Raw genomic sequence first — 24,020 nt, 5'->3', positions numbered from 1 at the left:
AAAAGATAGCTTGTGCAATCATTTCTTTTCACCTTGCCCTTATGGTAACTACTGCCCGTTGCCATAAGGGCTTTTTCCATGTTGTCAGTACCCCGTGTTTTTACTTTTGCCCCAACTCGGTCAGCCCCGCGGCGATGTCCTTAAGCGCACAGTCTCCTTCGCGGGTATAGTAGCGGATGTACCAGGCGCAATTCTCTTTCAGGCACTCCCGCAAGCGCAGGCTGCCGGCTTCCGTCAGCAACGGGCAGTATTTCGGCTCGTCCATGTCCTCACCTCCGGTTCTTCGGCGGGAACAGAATCGCCATATCCTGGCCGCCCAGGTCAACAAGGGTGCAGCCCAGCTCCAGCGCAGTGGTCAGCAAGCAGCCGCCCTCCGGCCGGTCTGTGTAGCGGTCTGGGCAGTCCCGCTCGCATGGCCGTCTGTCGAGCGGGCAGGTTATATCTTTGTTCATTCGTGACCTCTTTCTAAATTTGCAGTTCATCAAGAATGTAGTTGAAGTAGCAGTCCCATGCTGCATGATGCCTCAGCCTTGGATCCCGCGCCTCCCATCCCAGCAGAGGATAGGCGGCGTCCTTGATATCGCAGTACGCCTTGCGGCGTTTCTCAAACCTGCAACGGCGTGACACCAAAAGCCTTTCTGCGATAGCCTTTAGTTCCGGCTCGACCTCGTAGATCATCTCGAGGGTCCAGAGTTTAAAGTCTTTTGAATAGTCGTATTCCTGTATCTCTGACAGCGGGACGATCCTCAGAGTATTGTCCACAGTTGAAAAACCTCCCTATACAGGTCTAAGAGCATTGATTTCATTGATATCGTTGAAAGGCTATCTAATGCACAACGGTATCAACGATATCAATGATTTTTTATAGGTATAGATTAGACCTTGAGTTTGATATCTTCCCACGTCTCTCCGTCAACGATTTCTATAACATCGTTGCTGAGGTCTGTGGAAGTGAATTCATGGAGTACGCCGCCCGACCCATTCGGATGCTGGACGTAATATATCCCTGCGCTTTGGAACTCTCGTGCCAATTTTTCAAGCGTATTCTTGTTAAACGCCTTTAGTATCGGAGGCAAGAACGAATTCGCTTTATTTGCGTCCAGTAAATCCTTTGCCGATCCTTTCCATGTTCCGTTCTGGCTTACAAGCCATTTTACCGTTGTAATGATGGGATTTTCGGCAATCTTGATTGCTGCCCAATCTCCTTCCAGCTTCCAAAACGGGTATTCGTCCCGTATCGCAAAGCTAATTGCAGGCATTCGCCGCCCTTTTACACTGAACTTCGCCCGCTTAGGATCGTCGGGATCAAGTGCAATCTCGATTTCTGTGTGGACAGTACCGGATAGCACATAGCTGCCCGCGCCGCTACCGGTCGAACTGATACGGTTTTGAGCCATGCCTGTCTTGGATACATGGTGCGCATTTATCATGGCAAGGTCGTTAAAAGCTGTAAACTTCAAAAGCGCATTCAGGTCACGCCGCTCATGCATCGAAAAATCTTCGTTTTGCAGCCGTTTACTGCGTATCACTCCGAATACGTCGATCGCTATAACCTTGATTTCCGGATGTTCCTTCAACTGGGTTTCGAGCAATTCGAAAAGCCCGTTGTCTATCGCTGGCGGCTCGTAATTGAAATCCTCTTTTGTCAGCCAATAAAGGTTTTCCGGCGGCGGTTCTCCCTGCAGAAATGCTTTCAGGCGGCCTTCAAAGTCTCTCCGTTCATCCTCCAGCGCCAGATACAACACGGAACTTTTCTTTGTTGCCTTCCCAAAGAAAGATAACCCCCGGCAGATTGCTAAGAGCATTTGCAGGATCACACGGGATTTACCAACCTTTGAGAAAGCATTCAGGAAAGTTAGTCCCTGCGCAATAATGCCTTCAATATAAAATATGGTCGGTGGGGTTTTGGAGAAGTCGATTTCTGCTGCGCTTTTGGCTATCAGCCGGGAATAGTCGATCTTTTCCGGCGCGCCCTCGGCCCGTCCGATCCCGACCCACTCTGGCGCGTCTTCTACCCGCTTGAGCAGCTTCCCGAGCGGGTCGTCATCAGGGAACAGGGCAAGAACGTCCGATATGTCGCCGTGCGCCGGCAGTTCCGGCCAGTCCTCGGTAAGGTCAATCACCTTCACGCTTTTCGCCTTGCCGGCCAATTCGCCCGCCGCCATCTGTGCGAATGCTTTGCCAGGATCGTCATTATCTTGCAGGATAACCACGTTGTGGCCGGCCAGTTCTGCGGTGTACTCCTCGCGCCATTTGCTCTTAGCCCCGTCCGGCGGGCTGACGGCACGCAGGCCGTTCCGTTCCAGCGTCTTAACATCTTTCTCGCCCTCGACCAGATAAACCGCGTGTGCGCCTGTAAGGTCGCTCTGTCGGTACAATGGCGCAGCCTGTCCATTCCTGCCCTTCTTCCACTGGCCGCCGTCGAGGTACTGCCAGTAAAACGACTTGCCGCCGTCCGGCCTCCTGACCCGCACTTTGCGCAATACCGGGATATTATTCCCATCACGGTATATGTAGGTGTCTTCCTCGCTGGCGGCCTGCATCGTGCCGGATCGCGCTACTGGTGCGAAGTCCTGTACAGCGTCCGGCTTGTTGAACAGGTCGGCTTTTTTCAGCCCCAGCGCAGAAAGGATATTTTCCACGTCACACCCTGCATGGCAGTGCAGAAGTATCTTCCCGTCGTCGCCCTGTCCTATGCTCAGGCTCGCGTTGTGATCGTCGTGCGCGGGACACCGTGCAGTGTATTGTTTCCCGCTGCCGTGGACACCGTGCAGGCGGGATAGGATTTCTTGAAGTGTCAATCTCCCACCTCCCGGCCTCGCCCCTGTAGTTCGTCCAGTGCGGCCTGGGCGCTCTCCAGAGAACGCAGCGTACTGTTTGCGCGGTTATGCAGCGTGCGGATGAACGCGGCGATTTCGAGCGGGTCGTTTGACAGGTAGTAGCCGCCGCCGTCTGAACAGGTGGACAGGATCACAGCGCCCGCCTGCCGTTCCCGCTCGATTGCCTTTTGCAGATCCCGCACCGTGTCGAAGCCAAGCAGGTCTGCAAGAGCCTTGCTCGGGATCGCGTTTTCCCTGCCGGTTGGTAAGTAGTCTGTGATCTTCATGGGTTCACACCTTCTCATCGACACGCCGGATACCGTGTACCTGCTCAGGATCTGCCGTCGGTGGGTTCTCAAGATAGGACAGCAGCGCGTCATAATTGATCAGTCGGCCGCGGCCTACCTGCACACTGGGAATAACCTCCCGGCGGATCAGCGTGCGGATCAGGTTCAGAGTAACAGGCGTATTGGGATCGTCTTTGCGCAGCTCTTCCAACGCCTGCGCCGGGAATCTCATGCGAACTGCGCTCATTGCTGCACCTCCTGTTCAATCGAAAACAACTGCGCAACCTCGACATTAAGCGCGGTGGCAATAGCTTTTGCGGTCTGCGGCCAGACCTGTTTAGGGGCGTGTTCAGCGTGGTTCAAAGTAGATGGGCTGATTCCCGCCCTACGGCATAGTCCTCTTTGTGAGTACCCTGCCTCTACTCTCGCGCTCTCCAACTCCTTTGGCTTCGAAGTAATTCGGATCACATAAATCCTCCTTTCGTTGTATTGTTGTATTTTTTATCGCAAATAGATGTTAACTCATTTTTAGATATTTGTCAACAGAAATACACGAAAAAAACTTTTACCAAACAATACTTTGTTGTTTTTCGTTTATTCTTGTGCTATCATAATGACAAACAATGAAAGGAGCTTTAGTTATGTCTTTATTCCACGAACGATTTCGACAGCTAAAAGAGGAAAGTGGAAAAACACAGAGTAAGATAGCAAATGATCTTGGAATTAAGCAGCAGGCCGTTTCTTATTATGCTAATGGCAGGGAACCGGATTATGATACGTTAATTGCAATTGCTTCGTATTTTGGTGTCTCCGCAGATTATTTATTAGGCATTTCCAACTGTAAAAAATTAGAAAATGAAAACTTTTGTGAGAAAACCAACCTCTCCGAGCGGGCATTGGAGATACTCAGCGGGAGTGGGGAGCCTAGTGCTTATATAATTTATGGAAGCGATATCGGCAAAGTTATTGACAGCATTATTTGTTCATCACATCTAGTCAACATTATTTCTCCTTTTCAATTGCTCACAAATCCAGAGTGGATTCGTGATAAGGCTAAGCGAACTAGCCTTATTCAGGAAGAATTCTATTACAAAGGCGAATACGATTTTGTGGTTGCCGCTGCTGAACGCCAACTTTCTGAAAGCATTATAGCTATTTGTACAGAAATAAGAGAGAAAAAAGGCGGATAATCCAGTGCGCTACTGCAAACTTTTCCACCCTTTTGCGTTTCCCGATTTTTGCGGGTAATTCGCAACCAATCTGCGGGAATTTCGGAATACCGTTTTGCCCGCAAATTCCGTGCGGGCAGTTCGGTACCATGCAAATCATAAAAATCCGAACTTTTCTTTTCGGTTCTGAAATATCCATCAACCCGCAAAATATCGAGATAATTTTTCGGTTTAATTTTTCGCAAAATGCCGAACTGCGGCGTGTATGGCGTGAGATTTTGCTTTTTCCATCATCCGTCTCGCCAAGCCGCAGCGAATTTGAAAAGAGCTGAAATGAGAACTTTTTGACCGACTTAGGGAGGAGGGTGTAACGCATGGCCACAATCACAAAGCGCGGCAACAGCTACCGCATCACGGTATCCTGTGGGTATGACCTGAACGGCAAGCAGCTCCGCCGCACCATGACATGGGCACCGCCCGAGGGCATGACAAAGCGCCATACCGAAAAGGAGCTTGATCGGCAGGCCGTACTATTCGAGGAGCGATGCCGTACCGGCCAAGTGCTGGACGGCAATATCAAGTTCGCCGACTTTGCCGAGCGATGGTTCAAGGACTATGCCGAAAAGCAGCTCCGGCCGACCACGGTTGCCCGTTATCATGTACTGATGCCGCGCATCAATGCCGCCATTGGTCATATCCGGCTTGACAAGCTGCAACCGCATCACCTCATGCAGTTCTACAATAACCTTGCAGAAACCGGCGTGCGGGAAGATACGCGATACCAAAGCACCGTAGATTTCAAAGCACTGCTAAAAAGCCGTGGCATGACCAAGCGGGAGTTTGCCAAGCAGGCCAATCTTTCTGTTTATGTGCTGGACAGTATGACCCGCGGCGACAAGGTCAGTGCCACCAGTGCCCACAAGATCACCAGCACCTTGAAGCTCCCGCTCGACAAGGTATTCCGCCCAGCAGAGGGCAAAGACACGCTCGCGGTCAGCACCATTCTGCACCACCACAGGCTTATTTCCTCCATGCTGTCCACTGCAGTTAAATGGCAACTTATCTTTTCCAATCCGTGTAGCCGCGTTGTACTGCCAAAAAACAAACGGAAAGAAGCAGTCTATCTGGACGAAGATCAAGCGGCACAGCTGCTGCAAGCCTTGGAGGGTGAAAGCCTGCAGCATCAGGTCATTGTTAAGATGCTGCTTTATACCGGAATGCGGCGCGGCGAGCTGTGCGGGCTGGAATGGAAGGATATTGATTTCGAGCGGGCGGTTATTTCCGTGCGGCGCTCGTCCTTGTACCTATCCGGCAAAGGTGTATTCGAGGACGAAACCAAAAACGAGACTTCCGAACGCTGCATGAAGGTTTCGGACGATGTAATAGCTATGCTGCGCATCTGGCGTGCGGAACAAGCAAAAGAACGGCTGCGGCTGGGTGATCAGTGGCAAGACAACGACCGCCTGTTTACCGCGTGGAATGGCGCACCCATTCGCCCGGATGTTATCACAGCATGGTTTCACAAGTTTGTTACAAAGAACGGTTTGCCGCCTATTCACGTTCACTCACTGCGGCATACTAACGCAACACTGCTTATTGCAGCAGGAACAAATCTGACAACTGTTGCCGCTCGGCTGGGTCATGCCAACACAACCACCACCAGCAAAATCTATGCGCACGCGATCAAGTCAGCCGATCAAGCCGCCGCCGAAGCCTTACAGGACATTCTTCACCCCGTCAGAAAGCAGGCATAAAAAAGGCGTTCCCATCAGCGGGAACGCCTGATTTTTAGTCCTATAAACACCAAATAAACACCAAAGTGATTTATCCCAAAAATAAAACGTGTAGAAAAGTTGCAAAAAGGCCGCCTGTTCTTACGAACAAGCGGCTTTTCTGGTACGCCCGATGCGATTCGAACGCACGGCCTTTGGAGTCGGAGTCCAACGCTCTATCCAGCTGAGCTACGGGCGCGGGTACAAAAGGTATTATACCATTTCCTGTCCCGTTTGTAAAGCATTCTCCTCGGTCTTTTTCTTTTTCGGCCGTTTCTTATACCTGTCCTCCTCAGAAAAGATGCAGCCGCAGTATTTCTGCATATACAGCCCCAATTCACGTGCCTTGTCCTGTCCTTCGCGGAATCGCGGCGAAAAGTCGCGGTGCAGATACGAAACACCGTACTTTTCCGCCGCGCGCTCAGCGACCTCGCGCATCAGTGCATGGTTTTGATATGGGCTGACAAACAGCGTCGAAGTAAACTGGTCAAACCCGTGTTCCGCAGCATACCGTGCAGTCTCCTCAAACCGCAGCGTATAGCAAAACGCGCAGCGGTTATCGAAATTCGGGTATACTCCCTCAATGAAGCGACGCAGACCATATTCGTTTTCAATCTCCAACCTAAGGTCAATGCTTTTTGCGTATTCTACCAGCGTATTTTTACGCATCTTATATTCTGTAAACGGATGGATGTTCGGGTTGTACCAGAATCCCACCGGTTCGATGCCCTCCTGCCGCAGCGTGTCAATGCAAGCAATGGAACACGGCGCACAGCAGATATGCAGCAGCGTTTTCATCAAAAATCACTCTCCTGATTTGTTATTTTATCACATTTTCCAGCTCTTGCAAAGCCTGTCCGAAACCGCTATACTGAAACCAAGCTATAAATATAAGGAGGTATCCACCTTATGAAAGATATTGCCTATTATAATGGTATCATCGGCCCGATTGACGAGGTCAAGGCTCCAATCACTGACCGCGGTTTCTATTTCGGTGACGGCGTATACGACGCAGCCATGGTGCGCAACAAGAAAATCTTTGCGCTTTCCGACCATCTCGACCGCTTTTATAACAGCCTGAAGCTGCTGCGTATTGATCCGCCGATGGAGCGCGATGCCCTTTCGGCTGTGCTGAATGATCTGGTCAGCCGCTTGGATTCGGACGATCCGCACATGCTCTACTGGCAGTCGACACGCGCTGTTGCGCACCGCATGCACGCCTTCCCCAAAGACGCAAAGGCCAGCTTGATGGCGTTCTCCGAACCATGCGGGCTCGACCGACACGATAAGCCTTACAAGCTCATCACGGTCGAAGATACGCGCTTTTTCCACTGCAATATCAAAACGCTCAACCTAATCCCCAACTGCATGGCGATGCAGCGTGCGGTGGAAGCAGGCTGCGATGAAGTGGTTTTCCATCGCGGCGACCGTGTGACCGAGGGTGCACACTCTGGCCTTGCGATTCTGAAAGATGGTGTGTTCTGCACGCCCCCGACAGATGAACTCATCCTGCCCAGTATCACACGGATGCACTTTTTGCAATTATGCGAAAAACTCGGTATCCCCTCACGCATCGCACCGTTCACGGTAGACGAACTCATGCAGGCAGATGAAATTATGATTCTATCCACCGGCTCGCATTGTATCTCAGTCAGCCATGTGGATGAAAAACCGGTCGGCGGCAAGGCCACCGCCTTATTGGATCGGTTGCAGCAAGCTTACCAAGACTGGTTCATGCAGGAAACCGAGAAATAACGAAAGGAAGCAAGCCATGCCATCTATTCTTATCATCGGCAGCGGTCCCGCCGGACTAAGCGCTGCCATTTACGCGGCACGCGCCGGTATCCAGACTATTGTTGCTTATAAAGACGGCGGTGCACTGGAAAAGACCGATAAAATCGAAAACTATTTCGGCTTTGTCGATGTGATTTCCGGGCCCGAGCTACTTGCGCGCGGGCGCGCACAGGCGGAGCGTCTGGGCGCACAGCTGATCCAGACCGAGGTCACCGGTGTGGAGTACGCAAAAAAGGGCTTTACCGTCAAAACGACCCAAGGCACGTTCGCTGTGGACGCAGTCATTCTCGCAACCGGTGCGCCACGCGCCACGCCCCCGATCCCGGGCGTGCGGGAATTGGAAGGGCGCGGTGTCAGCTACTGCGCGATTTGCGACGCGTTTTTCTACCGCGGCAAGGCCGTTGCGGTGTTGGGTGAAGGCGAATACGCACTCGAAGAAGCGCGCACCTTGCTGCCAGTCGCAGCGTCGGTCACGCTGCTGACGAGCGGCGCTCCCGCACCCAATGATCTGCCGGAAGGTCTGCTTGTGGATGAACGTCCGGTCTCGGCAGTCGAAGGCGAGGACAAGGTCGCGCGCGTAACGTTCAAGTCCGGTGACCCACTTGCCGTCGACGGCGTATTCATCGCTTATGGCACTGCGGGCAGCAGCGATTTTGCCCGCAAGTTGGGCGCACAACTGGACGGGAATAGAATTCAGGCCACACAAGACGGCGCAACCGCCGTTCCCGGCCTGTTTGCCGCAGGCGACTGCACCGGTGGGCTGTTGCAAGTAGCCAAAGCCGTCTCAGACGGCGCACAGGCTGCGCTGAGCGCCATCAAATACGTTCGCAAAGCGTAAAATATCAAAAAACGGAAGCGAAACCCGCTTCCGTTTTTCTTTTTGCTTACAGCAGCGCGAGGATATTCTCCTTGGGCATAGCACCGACCGCCTTGTTTGCGATCTGGCCGTTCTTCATCACGACCAGCGTCGGAATGCTCATCACACCAAACTGCTGCGCCAGCTCTCCCTGCTCGTCGACATTGATCTTGCCAACCTTAATATCGGTCCGCTCTTCCGCGATCTCGTCCACGATCGGAGAAACCATACGGCAGGGGCCGCACCAGCTTGCCCAAAAATCGAGCAGCACCGGCTGATCCGAATTCAGCACTTCATTTTCAAAATTATCTTTGGTAATCGTTAAAACTTCCATATTTAGACACTCCTTTTCTCTGTTTGCTCCGTGCGCATCGGCATGTATCTGACCGCGGGCTACGCACGGCATCCTCCGGGCTCATTTTTTGTCAAACGTACACCGGATCACTCTTATTATAACAGGTTTCCGCAAAAAGAAAACATTTATTTTGCCTGCTGCATGGCTTTGTGCTCCTCAGCCAGCTCATCATAGAGCTGATGGAACAGCCAGCCCAGATTGGTTTCGGTCACAATCGCCTTGTATGGTATGGAAACGCCGCTTTTTTTCATCTCCCGCAGCAAAATTTCCAACCGTTTATCGGTAAATCCATCCATCACCAGCACCGGCTCCGCCAGCACAGGTGCTTCCGGATTTTCCCGCGCGTCAAATCCCTTGCGGCCCAGCAGACAACCAATTGTCTGCCCCACCGCTTCCGCTGAGACATTTTTGATACGCACGCCCATGCGCACCAGAATGGATTTGAGCAGCGCGCCCTGCGCCCCACCCTCCGGTTCATAAAACAGCACAGTTTCGCGAGATACTGCCATCGTAACTTCCTCCTTTGCTTTCCTTTCAAATCATTCTGCCGACGATTTCTCATCAAAATCCATCGCTATAACTCCAATCATTGATAATGCCGCAGCGTTTCACGATAGGATTTGACGATGTCATGCAGCACGTCCATCTGTGTAAAATCGCTTTGGTACGCGATGTTAATCTCGCGTACCATGCTGAGATTCTCGACCGGCAATACAACGATTTTTTTCTTTTTCAGCTCATCCAGACATACGCTTTTCGGCAGGATGGACACGCCCAGATCGCGCCGGATCAAATCCTTGATGGTCGCTATGTTATCCAGTTCCAGAATCACATTGAACTCGCTCAGGCTCATATTGTTGCTTTCCAAATGCGCCGTGAACAGATTGCGTGTACCGGAGTTGGGCAAGCGCAAAATCATACGTTCCTTTTTCAGTTCGGATAGTGTAATCATCCCCCGCTTTGCGTAAGGATGGTTGACCGACACCGCAAGCACCAGATAGTCGGTATCCATCAGCAGATAACGGATGCCCGGATCAGCAATGCGGCCTTCCACAATGGCCAGATCAATTTCATATGTCTTGAGCTTACTATAAAGATTTTTTATAGTACCCGTAATCATTTTAATCATGATATGATCGTTTTGCGCACCGTAATTTGCTAACGCCTCTGCAATTGGATTGCTTTCCGCTGTGTGCGTTACGCCAATGGTCAGATGGGAAACCAGCTTTTTGCTATCCCGCAGGTCCTGCCGCAAATTTTGATACAGACCCTGCATTTTCTTTGCGCATTTGATGACTTCTTCGCCTTCGCGCGTCAAAACGACTTTTCCATTGCGACGATCGAAAATCGTAACATGCAATTCCTGCTCCAGCGCCTTAATGTGGTGGCTGACCGCAGGCTGGGTGATCGACAGTTTTCTGGCTGCCGCCATGAAGCTTCCACACTCGTAAACTTGCAAAAGAGAGTAAATCTTGGGATCAAGCATAGCGGCCTCCTATAATAAAATATTATATATAGGCAAGAGAATTCTAATTTTACATTATAACTTTTCTTGCGTATAATTACTATACAAAATTCGGAGCAAAAAATCAAGAGGCGCGGAAGCGTTCCTCTCATCACCAGAATGCATCCCACCCGCTGACTTCTGCACGCAAACACATTATCTTTGATAAGGAGCTACATATCAATGACACTCACCACATACCTCAACAGTCAATTTTCTGCCCAGCAGGAACTGGACTTCTTCATCCGCATTCTGGTCGCTTGCCTGTGCGGCGCCTGCATCGGTTTTGAACGCAGCCGCCGCCTGAAAGAGGCGGGTATCCGCACGCATGTGATCGTCTGCTGTGCCGCCGCGCTGCTGATGATTGTCTCCAAATACGGCTTTGCTGACCTAACCAGCGCCACTGGTGAGGTGTTCAACGGCACACGCGGCGCCGATCCCGCCCGCGTTGCCGCACAGGTTGTCAGCGGCATCAGCTTTCTTGGCGCAGGCGTCATTTTCAAGCACGGCAACACCATCAAAGGCTTGACGACCGCTGCCGGTATCTGGGCCACCGCTGGAATCGGCCTAGCCATCGGCTCCGGTATGTTTGTTGTGGGTATTTTCACCACAATCGTTGTGGCAGTGCTGCAAATCTGCATGCACCATATCGTCATCAACGCTGAACCCAGTCAAACCAGCCATCTGCAATTTATCGTTACCGGCAGCGGTGAATTTCCAACCCGCTTTGCCGACTTTATTGCCGAACACAAAATCCAGCTTCTGCAAAGCACCGTTACCCGTCAAGACGATGGCAGCGCCTGCTATGACGTAGTCTTGCGCGCCTCGCACGACGCAATTATGCGAGGCATGAAGTATCTCCTCGAAGATCACGAGGTATCCAGTGTTAATTGCTTACCGGAAGCATAACCTACCACATGTTCACATAAACACAACCGGCCGGCAGCGTTTGCTACCGACCGGTTATCTTTTTCTGTTCGAGTTAAGTGCTCTGTTTGCTCAAATATATCTGCCGAAACTCTGCGGCTGGGATAGGCTTACTGTAATAGTAACCTTGTCCAAAATCACAAGAAAGTTCTTTGAGCATCTGCTCACTATCTGCTGTTTCGACGCCTTCTGCCACAATATCCATATCCATGTTTTTCGACATGGTAATGATTGCGGCCAGAATCTTTCTGTGATTCCCTTCTTTATTCTGCTTTGCCTGCACCATAAAGGAGCGATCCAGCTTGAGCTCGTCAATATGGAGCGAGCCGAGCGTATTCAGGGAAGAATATCCGGTTCCAAAGTCATCCATAGAAATACGGAAGCCATAGCTATGCAGCTCCGCCATGGATTGCTTGACCAACTCCACATCCTCCAGTGTCAATCCCTCTAGGATTTCCAGTGTAATCCAGCTAGGAGAAACCTCGTACTTTGCTGCGATTTCCCGTAACCGCTGGGGATACCCGACCTGATGGAACAATAGCCTGGTCTGGTTGACTGAAATCGGAACCAACGGCAAACCTTCATCCAGCCAAGTCCTGATTTGTCTGCAAGCCTGCTCTACCATATAATAATCCAGTTGAATACAGAAACCGTTGTGTTCAAAAAGCGGAATGAACTGATCGGGGAAAAAGGTCTGGATGCCATTGGTGATCCAGCGCACCAGCGCCTCAGCGCCCCCCAACGTCCCGTCTTTCAAACAAATTTTAGGCTGCAAGAACAGTTTGAACGCACCGTCCTCCAGCGCCTGCTCCATATGATTTTCGATGTAAGTTTGTAATTTTTCCTGCTTATGAAGCTGAGCATCATAAAACGAAATCGTGGTGCGCTGTCCCTGTTTGGCTTCCGCTAACGCCATCATAACATGGCTCATCAGTTCTTCCTGCGGGTCATCTCCAGTACAGTCTTCACTGGAAGCACATCCGCAGTAAAGGTACAGCGGGTAATTGGGGTGCATGGTGTCTGCCATCTGGCTCATCCGGGCAAACAGAGGCTGCAGGCGGCACTCCACCGCTTTCTCCTCCAGCTCTTGCAGGCACAAAAGAAATCGGTCTGCCGTATCGCGGCACAAAAACTCGCCATCGTGAATTTCGCCCTGCAGAATCGCGCACATATGCTGCAACAGCACATCCGAATCCGAAGTGCCAAACAATTCATTGCGGAATTTAAATTTCCGAATGTTGATCGCCACCACAGTGCACGGCTCCGTTTGGTCCAGCTTCTCTCCTAGCAGCTGAAGAAACTTGTTTTTGTTATAAGCGCCTGTCAGCCTGTCATGATAAGCAATATTGGACAAGCTGCTGCGGTATTTCTGGAGCAGCCACAGAGCTGCCAACATAAAGCATACAGAAACCAGCGCAAACAAGAACACGACTGTGTAAGCGAGTCGGGCAATATCACTGACGGAGTTGCTGCCCCCGTGGTCCGTATCGGTAATGACAATACTCGCCCCCAAGAAAGTGTCCATGGGCAGAACACAACTGTAGTACTCAACTCCATCATAATCAAACTGGAAAAAGCTCGTATTCGAGCCTAATAAGGCCGCTTCATACTGGCCTTTGATATCCTCAGTGATATAAGGCGAATCAAACAGATTATAGAATCCGTTTGTCCGATAGGTTCTGGTGGAAGCCACTACGTTGCCATTTTCGTAAATGATCGCAGCAGTGCCCGATGGACTGATCGCCTTAATGGAAGATAGAACTTCCGCATATACATCGCCTTCCACCGTCGAGACAAGCACCCCGCAAATCTCCCCGTCCGCATAGACCGGCGTTGCGCTTGCCAGCACTTTGCTGCGCAAATGGGTATCATAAAATGCCTGCGAATAAGAACTGGCGCCGGACCAAGCCAGCGCCACCACATCCTGCAATTCCTGCGGAAGCTTAGGCAAAGAAACCGATACAACGCCCTCCGCCTCTGGAGAAATACGGAATCCGCTGCCATCCTCTTGGAAATACCCCAAGCACACAAACTGTGAGGCATTATTTGCCTCCTGTAACCCCATCAGCAATGTCTGGGCATCCTGCTCCGGGTGATCCTGCAGCATTCCAGCCATAGCACGCAAAGTCAACATGTCTGCATCCAGCTTGAAATAAAAAGAATTTTCATACTGAATGGCCTGCTCTTCCAATCTATCATGGATGGAAGTCAAATACAACTCACCCACTTCATGGGATATATAGCGCAATACTCCATAAATAGCAATACACATTATTAGAAAAAGAATAATCAGCCTACGCAGCCGTGCACGAATCTTTTTTTCACCCATAACCTCATCTGCCTATCTGTTTGGAATGGTTGCGTTGATGTGTGCATGCCTCCAAAGCGAATGGAACAAGGATCAAAAGATATCCTCTGATTTGGCAGACTAGGTTTTTCTCCCAGATCAAGACTTCTTTTTATCAGTATAGCACAAAAAAACAGATTTTTATATACTAATTAAAAAATATATGTATTATTTTGTAAATCTGCGGTTTTTTCTCAAAATTGGTTAGATTTTATCGTCTCTGCAAAACACGCCCATATTTTTCGGGGTCGATTTCTCACGTACAAAGTAAGGCAACCGTCTCCACATGTCCCGTTCTCGGAAACAGATCAAATGCCTGCGCACGCATCAGCTGATACCCTGCACCGGTCAGCTCACGCACGTCACGCGCAAGAGTAGCTGGATCGCACGACACATAAACCACACGCGGTGGCTTCATCTTCAAAATCGCGTCACGCGTCTGCTCGTCCAAACCCTTGCGTGGCGGATCGACCACCAGCACATCCGGCGAAACGCCGCGTGCGGCAAACTCCCGTGCTGCCTGTCCTGCATCCGCACACAGAAATTCCACATTATCCATACCGTTGCGCGTCGCGTTCTGCCGTGCATTTTCCACCGCCTCGGGCACGATTTCCACACCGATCACCGTCTTTGCCCGCTCCGCGAGTGTCAGCGTAATCGTTCCTGCACCGCAGTACAAATCAATAACGGTTTCTTCACCCGTCAGCCCAGCAAACTCTACCGCACAGGCATACAGTCGCTCCGCCTGTGCATGGTTGACCTGATAAAATGCTTCGGGCGAGAGCAGAAAAGAATGCCCGCACAGCCGATCCTCCAGCATCGGCTCACCCCACAGCACGTCCGTGCGGTCGCCAAGGATCACATTATCGCCTCGCTGATTATGGTTGATCAAAATACCAGTCAATGACGTCTCAACCTCTCGCAAGCGGTGCACCAATTCATCCAGCGCGGGCATTTTGCGCGTCGCAGCAATCAATGTCAGCTGGCTTTCACCGCTCTTCTCGCCCACACGGACGTAAATATGCCGAACAGCACCGCGTTTGGCCATATAATCATACGGCGGCACGTCAAATTCCTGCATCCACTGCCGCACCGCAGTGGCAATGCGGTCAGCTGTCTCAGACTGGATCAAACACCGGTCAACCGGCACAATATCATGGCTGCGCGGCCGGTAAAATCCGGTGACAATATTGCCGTCCGTATCCCGACCAACGGGATACTGCGCCTTATTGCGGTAATGCTCCGTCGTGGGCGCACCTGTGATGCCCGCCAGCAACGCGCCGTCCTGCGCACCGATGCGAGTGAGCGCATCGCGCACCTTTTTCTCTTTGGCGCGCAGCTCCTCCTCATAGGTGATATGCTGATAGCAGCAACCGCCGCACTTATCCGCAACCGGGCAGGCTGGCTCAATCCGCGCACCTGACGGCACGATCAGCCTTTCCAGCCGTCCGTACGCGACGTTTTTGGTCACTTTCACAATGCGCACGTCGCACTGGTCTCCTACCGCCGTGCGCGGCACAAACACTGCGCGGCCGTCAATTTTGGCAAGTCCAGTCCCGTCCGCAGTGTAATCCACGATTTGACAGCGATAAATTTTATTTTTGATAAGCTCCATTTTGTGGCGCTCCTTTTACGATATATATCTGTATTATATCACGCATGCGGCACATACTGCAATCGGAAAGGAGCGGTCAAGATGAGAGAGGACAAGCGCAAGCAAGTATCCGCCGATGTGCCTTTTTCTTTTCTCAATGCCATGGGGCACGATACGCGCGCGATGGAGCGGTTCTTCACACTGCCGCAAGAGTCTCGCGAAACGCTGACCGATGCGATTTGCGCCTCGGACGATCCAGACACCCGCACCGAGCAAGCGCTCAAGTCGCTGGCGAATGGCGGCGAGGGCTACTGCGATCGATACTGAAAAAGCGAAAAAGCGTCCAGTTGGACGCTTTTCTGCTTTTTGTTCTGTTTTTAAACTATATCCGTCTTTTTTCTCCGTTTAAGACTCGATAATCTCCTGTGCCATTTGGAAGAAATCATCCTCTGTCAAACCGCACGGATCCATCGTATAGATCGAATAGGAAATGCCATTCTCGATCCATGACACGCTGTAGAACGTATGCTCCTCGCGCGCAGACGAGCCATACGCAATATTGATTTCGCCGCGCTCAAATGCTGCCTGCTCCTCTTCTGTTGGCTGGATGCTGCCATCCGGCGGCAAGGTGATATTCTTCATGGCCCGGTAGTGTACCTCTATGTCGCCCACCGTGCGCACTGTGTCATACGGCGAAGTATACTGTCCCTCTTCCTGTACGGGCTCCGCTCCCAGTGTCACTTTCGCTCCGTTTTTTTCATAGTTCAACATTACCTCGGTAAAGCTGCCCAGTGTATTGCCACTGTCATCTCGCTTATCCACCGTGTTTTCATAGCCCTTGTCAAACGTATAGCCGTTCGAGAAAGACTCCACATATTTTGCACCCGGAACATGCTCCTGCACATATTCCGCCGTCTGCGAAAAGTCCTTCCAATTCTGATCTAGCCAAGTGTTGGAATACCATCCCGTTACTCCACTGCCAGCTACTGCGCCGGTAACAGCCACCGCTGCCACCAACGCGACCGCTGCCAGACGTTTGGTAAACGGGCGGCGTACCTTACTCGGTTTCACGCTGTTTTTCAGCGCAAAGTCAATACGGGCTTTGAGTTTGTCCGGAGCCTCTAGCCCTTCTGCACACTGGTGCAGCATCGTCTGCATCTCGCGTTCCATTTTCATTTCATCCATGTGTCACAGCCTCCTCTGGCTTTCCCTCTTTTTCGGTCAGCGCCTGCCGCAGATGGCGGCGGGCGGAAAACAGGCGGGATTTGACCGTCCCTTCGGTTACGCCGAGTGTGCGCGCAATCTCTTTGACCGGGCGGTTGTCGAAGTAGTACAGCACCAGCACGGTGCGGCGCTTTTCGTCCAGCGCATACATGGCTTGATACAGCCGCCGCTGCTCGTCTGTCCGCAGCACCGCGGACAGCGCGCTCTCGCCCTCACCGGTCTCAAAAAACTTGGAAACCGGTGTTTCGCGTCTGGACTTCCGGCAATATTTCCATGCGGCGCGCGTCAGCGTCCGGAGCAGCCACGGTCGGAACTTGGCTCCGTCCCGCAGCGCCCCGATCGACTGCACGCAGGTTACAAACGCCTCCTGCGTCAAATCTTCGCCGTCCGCACGGCTGCCGGTGATCAGGCAAGCCACGCGATAAGCGTCATTCTTATATCGCGCATACAGCTCGTCGAACGCCTGCATATCGCCTTGCTGCATCCGGCGGACGAGTTCTTCATCAGTCATAGCTTTGCTCCTTTGCGTTTTTGGTGCACCTGTCTATAAGAGCATCGAAACGGCAATTTGGTTCAAAAATTTTTTGCCGCCTGTTTGGAAGGCTTCCGAATATAAGAGCCTGCCCAGCCGCATTCGGTTCAGAAAATATTGAACAAATCTCCCCTACTTTGGCGGTTGTGTTTTGCAAGGTCCTCCCCTATACTGTTACTATACTCCAAACGGTATGAGGAGGGAAGCCTTGATGGACAAGCAGTTATTTTTTTCCGGTCAAGTGTTTGACGCTTGGCGCTGGTTTGGCGCACACATTAACGATCACTCGGTCATTTTTCGTGTTTTTGCACCAAATTCTACGAGAATAACCGTTACTGGTGCATTTAACGACTGGAAAGAGGACGATCTGACACAGGACGGTCGAACCGGTTTCTGGTCGGTTTCCGTACCGAATGCGCAGCCAGGACAGTTCTACAAATACCGGATCTACACCCACAGCGGCACGGTTATCGAACACTGCGACCCTTACGGCTTCGCGATGGAACTGCGTCCGGGCTGCTGCTCTGTCATCACCGACCCTAACGAATATTCGTTCACCGACACAGAGTGGATGTCCGCGCGCACGGCTGTGCCTGACGCGCCGCTGAACATCTATGAACTGCATCTTGGCTCGTGGAAACGCAATCCCACGGACGAAAACGGCTGGTACCGCTATGACGAGATTGCCGATCTGCTGATCCCCTACCTGCTGGACAACGGTTTTACCCATGTCGAGTTTTTGCCGCTGTCTGAGCACCCGTTTGACGGCTCGTGGGGCTATCAAAATACCGGTTTTTTTGCGCCCACCTCGCGCTACGGCACGCCCGCCCAGCTGAAAATGCTCATTGACCGACTGCATCATGCAGGCATCGGCACAATCATGGATTTTGTGCCTGTCCACTTTGCAATTGACAGCTATGGTCTTGCCTTGTTTGACGGTACGCCGCTCTATGAATATCCTCACCCGGATGTAGGCGAAAGTGAATGGGGCAGTTGCAATTTCATCCACTCGCGCCGCGAAGTGCGCTGCTTTTTGCAATCTGCCGCCGACTATTGGCTGGAGCAGTTCCACTTCGACGGTCTGCGTATGGACGCGGTCAGCCGCTTGATTTACTGGCAGGGTGATCCTGCACGCGGTGTAAACGGCGACACGCTGGATTTCCTGAAAAATATGAACGCCGGCCTGAAAGCGCGCCATCCCTCCGCCCTACTGATTGCAGAGGACTCGACCGCGTTCCCGGGCGTGACCCGTCCCGTATCCGAGGGTGGGCTGGGCTTTGACTATAAGTGGGATCTGGGCTGGATGCACGACACACTCACCTATATGCAAACTCCGCCAGACGAACGCGCCGAGCGGCGCGGTCAACTGCTGTTTTCGATGGAATATTTTCCGAATGAACAGTATCTTTTGCCGCTTTCACATGATGAAGTCGTGCACGGCAAAGCCGCCATTGTCCAGAAGATGTGGGGTGCAGACCTGACCGATAAATATGCGCAAGCGCGGGCGTTCTACCTCTACATGTTTGCACATCCCGGTAAAAAGCTGAACTTCATGGGCAACGAACTTGGCTTGCGCGTCGAATGGAGCGAAGCCGCCGAACTGGACTGGTCTTATGCTGACGGCCCATTCCACACGTTCTTCCGTGCGCTCAGCAAAGCATACTGCGAACACCCTGCCCTGCATGCAGACTATGCCCCGGACAGCTTCCGATGGCTGCCGGTCGATCCAGACGCGCCCTGCGTATTTGCATGGGAGAGACGCAGTGCAAACGAGCGGCTGATCGCCGTCTGCAACTTCTCGGACGAGCCATACGATTTCCCGCTCCCCTCGTCTGACTGCTCCGTGCTGCTGCACACCGACTGGGAGCGCTTCGGTGGTACCGCAAAAGAGACCACCCATTCATTTAATGGAAATTTAGACAAATTATCAGTCAAACTCGTCAAATTCAGCTCTATTCTGCTCAAAATCAGCGAAGAATAAATTTTCCATAGAGTGCGCATAAAACAGAAAACAGGCCGCACAAGCGGCCTGTTTTTGTTATGTCTCGTTTGCAAAGCCTACCTTACAAACAAAGGCGTTATCCAATTTTCGGGAACAGCTCTTGATCGATGACAGCATCCAGCGTCATGCCCGCATAAGCGATCTGCGCCAGTCCATCGATAAACCGACCCACCGCTGCCAGCAGCACCGAGATATTATCGGCCACAAAGGGGATGATCTTCTCAAGCTCCAGCGAGCCATCGAGCAGCGTGTTATGCTTGAGATAAATCTGCCCTGCCTGCTCGTAAAAACCGAACGCACCGAGCGCACAGAAGTCGTTGCAATATGCGCATGCACGGCGCAGCTGGTTTGCATTGGTATCCGGTGCACCCTGAAACAGGGTGACGAAAAATTGCAGCAAGCCGCTGTCCTCGCTCGGCAGCTGAAGCGGAATAAAGCACGCCTCAATCACCACATCCTTGGCAACCTTGCCCTGCCGCATCGCTTCGCAGCGTAACAGCGTGGGCGCCCCCTCCTTGCGCATCACCTCAGCGCGAAACCCATTCTGGTTCAGCACCTCTGCCATGCAGCCGAGGATCTGCTCTTGTTGTTCGATCTTCATCCCTTTTTCACTCCAATATCTGTACGGTAATGTGCTTTGTCAAAATGAATCTTCTTGACATCCGCATATGCTTTCGCAATTGCTTCATCGAGCGTGGCGGCAGTCGCGGTCACGCCAAGCACACGGCCGCCGCTCGTGACGAACGCGCCATCCTTGACAACCGTGCCCGCATGGAACACAAACGAATCGGTCACATCGTCCAACCCGGTGATGACCTTGCCCTTTTCATAAGCTTTCGGGTAACCGCCCGACGCCATGCACACGCAGCAGGCTGCATTATCCGCCCACTGGATGTCAATTTCGTCCAGCTTCTCGTCAATAACCGCATTGAAAATATCAAACAGGTCGGTTTCCAGACGAGACAGTACCGCCTGCGTCTCCGGATCACCGAAGCGCGCGTTATACTCGATCACCTTGGGTCCCTTGGGCGTCAGCATCAAACCGAAGTACAGCACGCCTTTGAACGGACGTCCCTCCTGCGTCATAGCAGCCACAGTGGGCTTAAAAATGGTCTCCATGCAGGTCTGTGCAATCTCGTCAGTATAGAACCACGAAGGCGAGAATGCGCCCATACCGCCCGTGTTCGGGCCTTCATCGTGGTCATAGGCACGTTTATGATCTTGTGCCGACGGCATGGTTTTGAGGTTCTTGCCATCGACAAACGCCAGCACGGACACCTCCGGCCCGGTCAGGTATTCCTCAATGACGACGCGCGCACCCGCGCCGCCGAACGCACCGCCGTCGATCGCGTCTTTAACCGCCGCGATGGCGTCTTCCTCGGTCATGGCGACCGTGACGCCCTTGCCGAGTGCCAAGCCGTCCGCCTTGACAACGATCGGCGCCCCCTGCTCCTTGATATAGGCAATTGCCGCCGCAGAATCCTCGAAAACGGCATAGCCCGCGGTCGGGATGCCATACTTTTTCATCAGCTCTTTAGCAAAGGACTTGGAGCCTTCGATCACGGCCGCGTTTTTGCGCGGGCCAAACGCACGGATACCCGCTTCTTCCAGCGCATCCACCATGCCAAGCGCCAGCGGATCGTCCGGCGCGACCATCACAAGGTCGGGCTGATGCTCTTTCGCAAAGGCCACCACGCCGTCAATATCGGTCGCCTTGATGTCAACGCACTCCGCTTCCTGCGCGATGCCGCCGTTGCCCGGCGCGCACCAGATATGGTCAACCTTAGGGCTTTTCTTCAATGTGTGCACGATGGCGTGCTCTCGCCCGCCGCCGCCGATCACCATTACTTTCATGGTTTTTCTCCCTCCGTACGGATGTATTCTTTCTGCGCGCGGAATGTATCCACCAGCAGCGCAATGTACCCAAGCACCGTCAACGTATTGACCGCCGTAACGGTCAGCGACAGCGCCATATCGTTCAGCCAGCCGGGCGCCATGAGCAGCGTCAGGATAAAGCCTGCGCTCCATACAGCAAAAATCACCCATTCGATGATAGTGCCACGTTCTGCCGCACGCATCTGTGCCTGATACGCCATCAGCAGCATGCAGCCTGTCAGCAGCAGCGGCACGAGCGACGCATATTCTAGCACCATGCGCAACAGTCCCGGCGGCAGCACTGCTGGCCCACAGACCACTTCAAAACCGATGCACACATCCGCCGCAATGCTCGCGCGCAAAAACCAGCGCGACACCTGCTGCAAAGACAGCGCGCCCGCAGAAATGAGCGCATAGCCCATGATTTGAAGCATCCAATTGTCCTGTAGCGCCAATCCAAGCAGCAGACCGCCCGCAATCGCCAGATAGGCATAATAGCCGCGGATCAGTTTCATTCCTCCACCTGCTCTTTCAGCAGCGTTCTGGCACGCCACAGATAACGCACCATCCAAATATAAGACACGATTGCCGCCAGCAGCGCAACCATCTCCATCACAACCTGTACGGTAAACAGCGTCGTGTATGCGCCTTGTGCGGCTGACAGTTCCGCCTGGCCGACAAACAACGGCAAAAAGCCCATCATGGAAGCTCCTCGCTGAACCAGCGTGAACAACGACCACGTCCGTCCGATGCGCAGTGTCTGCTCAGACGCATCCAGAGCGCGAAACTTTTGGTCAAAACCGCGCTGCATAGGCAAGTAAATCAGCAAAAACAACAGATTGACCAGCATATTGCCAATCCAAGCAGGATTGGTGCCATTCGGCAGCAGCAACGCCAGCGCACAGCCGACGAGCGCCGCGCCCAGCGCGACAGGACAGCGAAGCCGCCATGCAGCCCAGCCGTTCATCAGATAGCTGGCCGCCAACAGCACCAGCTCAGCAGTCTCACCGAGCAGGGTCGGGCTGAACGCTGCGGCAACTTGCACCACGAACGCGATCAGCACCCAATTCGCCGCCGATGCGGCGTTTTGCCGCATCAATGGTGGAACAGGCGCATACCGGTAAACGCCATAACAATGCCGTACTTGTTGGCTGTGTCAATGACGTTGTCATCACGGATCGAGCCGCCCGGCTGCACGATATACTGCACGCCCGACTTTCGCGCACGCTCAACATTGTCGCCAAACGGGAAGAACGCGTCCGAGCCAACCGTTACGCCCGTATTCTTTGCAATCCATGCCTTCTTTTCCTCGGCGGTCAGCACTTCCGGCTTGACCTTGAAGGTGTTCTGCCAAACGCCGTCCGCCAGCACGTCCTCGTACTCGTCCGAGATATACACGTCGATCGCGTTGTCGCGGTCGGGACGGCGGATGCCGTCCACAAACTGCAAACCGAGCACCTTGGGATGCTGCCGCAGGAACCAGTTGTTCGCCTTATTACCAGCAAGACGCGTGCAGTGGATGCGGCTCTGCTGACCCGCGCCCACGCCGATGGTCATGCCGTCCTTGACATAGCAGACCGAGTTGGACTGCGTATACTTGAGCGTGATGAGCGACAGAATCATGTCATGCTTTGCGCTCTCGGGCAGCTCCTTGTTTTCTGTCACAATGTTGTTCAGCAGGCTCTCATTGATCTCATAGTCGTTGTAGCCCTGCTCAAAGCGGATGCCGAAAATATCGCGCTGTTCGATCGGCTTCGGCTCATAATCCGGGTCGATCTTGACGACGTTATAACCACCCTTGCGCTTGGTTTTGAGGATTTCGAGTGCCTCATCCGTGTAGCCAGGCGCGATGATGCCGTCGGACACCTCGTGCGCAAGATAAGCTGCGGTATCCGCATCGCATACGTCGGAGAGCGCTGCCCAGTCGCCGTAAGAGCACAGACGATCCGCGCCACGCGCGCGGATATAAGCGCACGCGATGGAAGACAACTCGTGATCGGCTTCCACGAAGTACATCTGCTTTTCGACTTCGGTCAGCGGCTTACCAAGTGCCGCACCTGCGGGCGACACATGCTTAAAAGATGCAGCCGCCGGCATACCAGTCGCCTTCTTGAGTGCCTTAACCAACTGCCACGAATTGAACGCATCACAGAAGTTGATATAACCCGGTTTGCCGTTCAAAACCTCGATCGGCAGTTCACCCTCGGTCATGAAAATGCGTGCGGGCTTCTGATTGGGGTTGCAGCCGTATTTGAGTGCGAGTTCGTTCATGCGTCCTTGCCCTCCTCATGCTTGTTGCGGATCTCCTGCCAGTATGCGCCGGTTTCCAGATCAATATAGCGCACAAACAGCGCAACCTTATTTTGCTCGTTCATGCTCGACCAAAGCATTTCGGTAAACTGCTTAATCGGCTTTTCAATGCGGATGCACTTAGGTTCTCCGCGGAACGGCGGCAGCGGGTCACCGTCACACTGATAGGTGTGAATAAAATGGCCCAGACCCGGTACCGGCTTATCGTACTCATAGAAAAAGCGCTTGTTGGAGGTGCGGTCGGACGTAAAGTTCTTGAGAATCGACAGGCTGTACGAGCCGTCCTCATTGATCACGCCCGAAATGCGTGAGGTGTAGTTCGGCGGGTCAGGCTCAAACTGACGGGTACGCAGCGCGTCGATATAGCTCTTGCCGTCCTTCAAATACTCGCAGATCGTGTCGGTCTGGTCGCCGTTGGTGACAACCAGCTTGCCGCCGCACTGACGCACCGGATGGTAAATAATAAGCGACGGGTCGGTCATCTTGGACGGATCGTAAGCCTGCGTGCAGATACCGTCCTCGGTCTCCACAAACACGCGGTTGCGGCTGTTCTCCGAACGGCCCATGATAAAATAAGCCACCACGTTCTGCTTGTTATCCAGCGTGCGGCCAAAGATGATGCCGCGGCCCGGATACGCATTGCTCATCAGCTC

The 24,020-nt window shown here is 52.8% G+C and carries 27 protein-coding genes and 1 tRNA gene; 7 read left to right on the top strand and 21 right to left on the bottom strand.

All coding sequences use genetic code 11. The features are described from left to right. Positions 1-100 precede the first annotated feature (100 nt). The 6 genes from ABGT74_RS07590 to ABGT74_RS07565 all read right to left on the bottom strand — a co-directional run bounded on the left by ABGT74_RS07590 (position 101) and on the right by ABGT74_RS07565 (position 3,353). Entirely contained in the window at positions 101-265 is a 165-nt protein-coding gene (locus ABGT74_RS07590; protein WP_346705082.1) for a hypothetical protein, read from the bottom strand. 4 nt (positions 266-269) lie between these two features. Next, on the bottom strand, positions 270-452 hold the full coding sequence (locus ABGT74_RS07585) for a hypothetical protein (protein WP_346705081.1): 183 nt from the start codon (positions 450-452) through the stop codon (positions 270-272). A gap of 13 nt (positions 453-465) precedes the next feature. Beyond that, on the bottom strand, positions 466-762 hold the full coding sequence (locus tag ABGT74_RS07580; protein ID WP_346705080.1) for a hypothetical protein: 297 nt from the start codon (positions 760-762) through the stop codon (positions 466-468). A gap of 113 nt (positions 763-875) precedes the next feature. After that, positions 876-2,801: an AAA family ATPase gene (locus ABGT74_RS07575; protein WP_346705079.1), complete on the bottom strand. Its 1,926-nt coding sequence runs from the start codon at positions 2,799-2,801 to the stop codon at positions 876-878. Beyond that, complete coding sequence (locus ABGT74_RS07570; protein WP_346705078.1) at positions 2,798-3,106, bottom strand: hypothetical protein; 309 nt, start codon at positions 3,104-3,106, stop codon at positions 2,798-2,800. Before ABGT74_RS07570 ends, ABGT74_RS07575 begins: the two co-directional genes overlap by 4 nt. A gap of 4 nt (positions 3,107-3,110) precedes the next feature. After that, a complete protein-coding gene (locus tag ABGT74_RS07565; RefSeq protein ID WP_346705077.1) occupies positions 3,111-3,353 on the bottom strand; it encodes a hypothetical protein in 243 nt (80 codons plus the stop codon). Between the two features lie 394 nt (positions 3,354-3,747). Here ABGT74_RS07565 and ABGT74_RS07560 point away from each other — a divergent pair, with 394 nt between their 5' ends. Further along, positions 3,748-4,296 (top strand): helix-turn-helix transcriptional regulator, encoded by a 549-nt coding sequence (locus ABGT74_RS07560; protein WP_346705076.1) that lies wholly within the window; start codon positions 3,748-3,750, stop codon positions 4,294-4,296. A 353-nt stretch (positions 4,297-4,649) separates the two neighbouring features. Next, entirely contained in the window at positions 4,650-6,029 is a 1,380-nt protein-coding gene (locus ABGT74_RS07555; RefSeq protein ID WP_346705075.1) for a tyrosine-type recombinase/integrase, read from the top strand. 140 nt (positions 6,030-6,169) lie between these two features. Here the strand turns inward: ABGT74_RS07555 and ABGT74_RS07550 are convergent. Further along, positions 6,170-6,246: transfer RNA gene (locus tag ABGT74_RS07550), tRNA-Arg, on the bottom strand. Between the two features lie 14 nt (positions 6,247-6,260). After that, positions 6,261-6,845 (bottom strand): epoxyqueuosine reductase QueH, encoded by a 585-nt coding sequence (locus ABGT74_RS07545; protein ID WP_297282354.1) that lies wholly within the window; start codon positions 6,843-6,845, stop codon positions 6,261-6,263. A 111-nt stretch (positions 6,846-6,956) separates the two neighbouring features. On the opposite strand from ABGT74_RS07545, the gene ABGT74_RS07540 reads away from it, so the two are divergent. Together ABGT74_RS07540 and ABGT74_RS07535 are read left to right on the top strand one after the other, a co-directional pair. Further along, the gene (locus tag ABGT74_RS07540) at positions 6,957-7,802 is read left to right on the top strand and encodes an aminotransferase class IV (protein ID WP_346705074.1); all 846 of its coding nucleotides are present in this window, start codon (positions 6,957-6,959) and stop codon (positions 7,800-7,802) included. A gap of 16 nt (positions 7,803-7,818) precedes the next feature. Continuing rightward, positions 7,819-8,679 (top strand): NAD(P)/FAD-dependent oxidoreductase, encoded by an 861-nt coding sequence (locus ABGT74_RS07535; RefSeq protein WP_346705073.1) that lies wholly within the window; start codon positions 7,819-7,821, stop codon positions 8,677-8,679. Positions 8,680-8,725: 46 nt separating this feature from the next. Here ABGT74_RS07535 and trxA read toward each other — a convergent pair whose 3' ends face one another. The 3 genes from trxA to ABGT74_RS07520 all read right to left on the bottom strand — a co-directional run bounded on the left by trxA (position 8,726) and on the right by ABGT74_RS07520 (position 10,538). Then, complete coding sequence (trxA, locus tag ABGT74_RS07530) at positions 8,726-9,031, bottom strand: thioredoxin (RefSeq protein ID WP_346705072.1); 306 nt, start codon at positions 9,029-9,031, stop codon at positions 8,726-8,728. Positions 9,032-9,177: 146 nt separating this feature from the next. Further along, positions 9,178-9,561 (bottom strand): DUF3783 domain-containing protein, encoded by a 384-nt coding sequence (locus ABGT74_RS07525; RefSeq protein WP_297282351.1) that lies wholly within the window; start codon positions 9,559-9,561, stop codon positions 9,178-9,180. Between the two features lie 77 nt (positions 9,562-9,638). Further along, the gene (locus ABGT74_RS07520) at positions 9,639-10,538 is read right to left on the bottom strand and encodes a LysR family transcriptional regulator (protein ID WP_346705071.1); all 900 of its coding nucleotides are present in this window, start codon (positions 10,536-10,538) and stop codon (positions 9,639-9,641) included. A 201-nt stretch (positions 10,539-10,739) separates the two neighbouring features. On the opposite strand from ABGT74_RS07520, the gene ABGT74_RS07515 reads away from it, so the two are divergent. Beyond that, on the top strand, positions 10,740-11,465 hold the full coding sequence (locus ABGT74_RS07515; RefSeq protein WP_346705070.1) for an MgtC/SapB family protein: 726 nt from the start codon (positions 10,740-10,742) through the stop codon (positions 11,463-11,465). Positions 11,466-11,538: 73 nt separating this feature from the next. Here ABGT74_RS07515 and ABGT74_RS07510 read toward each other — a convergent pair whose 3' ends face one another. After that, a complete protein-coding gene (locus ABGT74_RS07510; protein WP_346705069.1) occupies positions 11,539-13,695 on the bottom strand; it encodes an EAL domain-containing protein in 2,157 nt (718 codons plus the stop codon). Positions 13,696-14,086: 391 nt separating this feature from the next. Beyond that, positions 14,087-15,445 carry a 23S rRNA (uracil(1939)-C(5))-methyltransferase RlmD gene (rlmD, locus tag ABGT74_RS07505; RefSeq protein WP_346705068.1) on the bottom strand — a complete coding sequence of 453 codons (1,359 nt, stop codon included), beginning with the start codon at positions 15,443-15,445 and terminating at the stop codon, positions 14,087-14,089. Positions 15,446-15,526: 81 nt separating this feature from the next. Here rlmD and ABGT74_RS07500 point away from each other — a divergent pair, with 81 nt between their 5' ends. Beyond that, on the top strand, positions 15,527-15,751 hold the full coding sequence (locus tag ABGT74_RS07500; RefSeq protein WP_297282346.1) for a hypothetical protein: 225 nt from the start codon (positions 15,527-15,529) through the stop codon (positions 15,749-15,751). Between the two features lie 78 nt (positions 15,752-15,829). Here ABGT74_RS07500 and ABGT74_RS07495 read toward each other — a convergent pair whose 3' ends face one another. Together ABGT74_RS07495 and ABGT74_RS07490 are read right to left on the bottom strand one after the other, a co-directional pair. Next, complete coding sequence (locus ABGT74_RS07495; protein WP_346705067.1) at positions 15,830-16,609, bottom strand: hypothetical protein; 780 nt, start codon at positions 16,607-16,609, stop codon at positions 15,830-15,832. Then, on the bottom strand, positions 16,602-17,159 hold the full coding sequence (locus tag ABGT74_RS07490; RefSeq protein WP_346705066.1) for an RNA polymerase sigma factor: 558 nt from the start codon (positions 17,157-17,159) through the stop codon (positions 16,602-16,604). Before ABGT74_RS07490 ends, ABGT74_RS07495 begins: the two co-directional genes overlap by 8 nt. A gap of 232 nt (positions 17,160-17,391) precedes the next feature. Between ABGT74_RS07490 and glgB the strand changes: the two genes are divergently transcribed. After that, complete coding sequence (glgB, locus tag ABGT74_RS07485; protein WP_346705065.1) at positions 17,392-19,161, top strand: 1,4-alpha-glucan branching protein GlgB; 1,770 nt, start codon at positions 17,392-17,394, stop codon at positions 19,159-19,161. A gap of 97 nt (positions 19,162-19,258) precedes the next feature. On the opposite strand, the gene ABGT74_RS07480 is transcribed toward glgB, so the two are convergent. From ABGT74_RS07480 to ABGT74_RS07455, 6 genes are all read right to left on the bottom strand, one after another. Then, complete coding sequence (locus ABGT74_RS07480) at positions 19,259-19,783, bottom strand: hypothetical protein (protein WP_297282342.1); 525 nt, start codon at positions 19,781-19,783, stop codon at positions 19,259-19,261. Further along, positions 19,780-21,036, bottom strand: a complete 1,257-nt coding sequence (purD, locus tag ABGT74_RS07475) for a phosphoribosylamine--glycine ligase (protein ID WP_346705064.1) — start codon at positions 21,034-21,036, stop codon at positions 19,780-19,782. The genes ABGT74_RS07480 and purD overlap by 4 nt, the downstream gene beginning before the upstream one ends. Beyond that, positions 21,033-21,572 (bottom strand): hypothetical protein, encoded by a 540-nt coding sequence (locus ABGT74_RS07470; RefSeq protein ID WP_346705063.1) that lies wholly within the window; start codon positions 21,570-21,572, stop codon positions 21,033-21,035. Before ABGT74_RS07470 ends, purD begins: the two co-directional genes overlap by 4 nt. Beyond that, positions 21,569-22,120 carry a hypothetical protein gene (locus ABGT74_RS07465; RefSeq protein ID WP_346705062.1) on the bottom strand — a complete coding sequence of 184 codons (552 nt, stop codon included), beginning with the start codon at positions 22,118-22,120 and terminating at the stop codon, positions 21,569-21,571. Before ABGT74_RS07465 ends, ABGT74_RS07470 begins: the two co-directional genes overlap by 4 nt. Before the next feature lie 32 nt (positions 22,121-22,152). Continuing rightward, complete coding sequence (locus ABGT74_RS07460; protein ID WP_346705061.1) at positions 22,153-23,328, bottom strand: phosphoribosylaminoimidazolecarboxamide formyltransferase; 1,176 nt, start codon at positions 23,326-23,328, stop codon at positions 22,153-22,155. After that, the coding region (locus ABGT74_RS07455) for an IMP cyclohydrolase (RefSeq protein ID WP_346705060.1) at positions 23,325-24,020 on the bottom strand (696 nt) is incomplete at its 5' end. The genes ABGT74_RS07455 and ABGT74_RS07460, both read right to left, overlap by 4 nt.

The organism is uncultured Agathobaculum sp. (assembly GCF_963927765.1).
Taxonomy (GTDB): Bacteria; Bacillota; Clostridia; order Oscillospirales; family Butyricicoccaceae; genus Agathobaculum.
The sequence above is the reverse complement of the archived record's forward strand: the minus strand, read 5'-3'. Positions and strand labels throughout refer to the sequence as shown.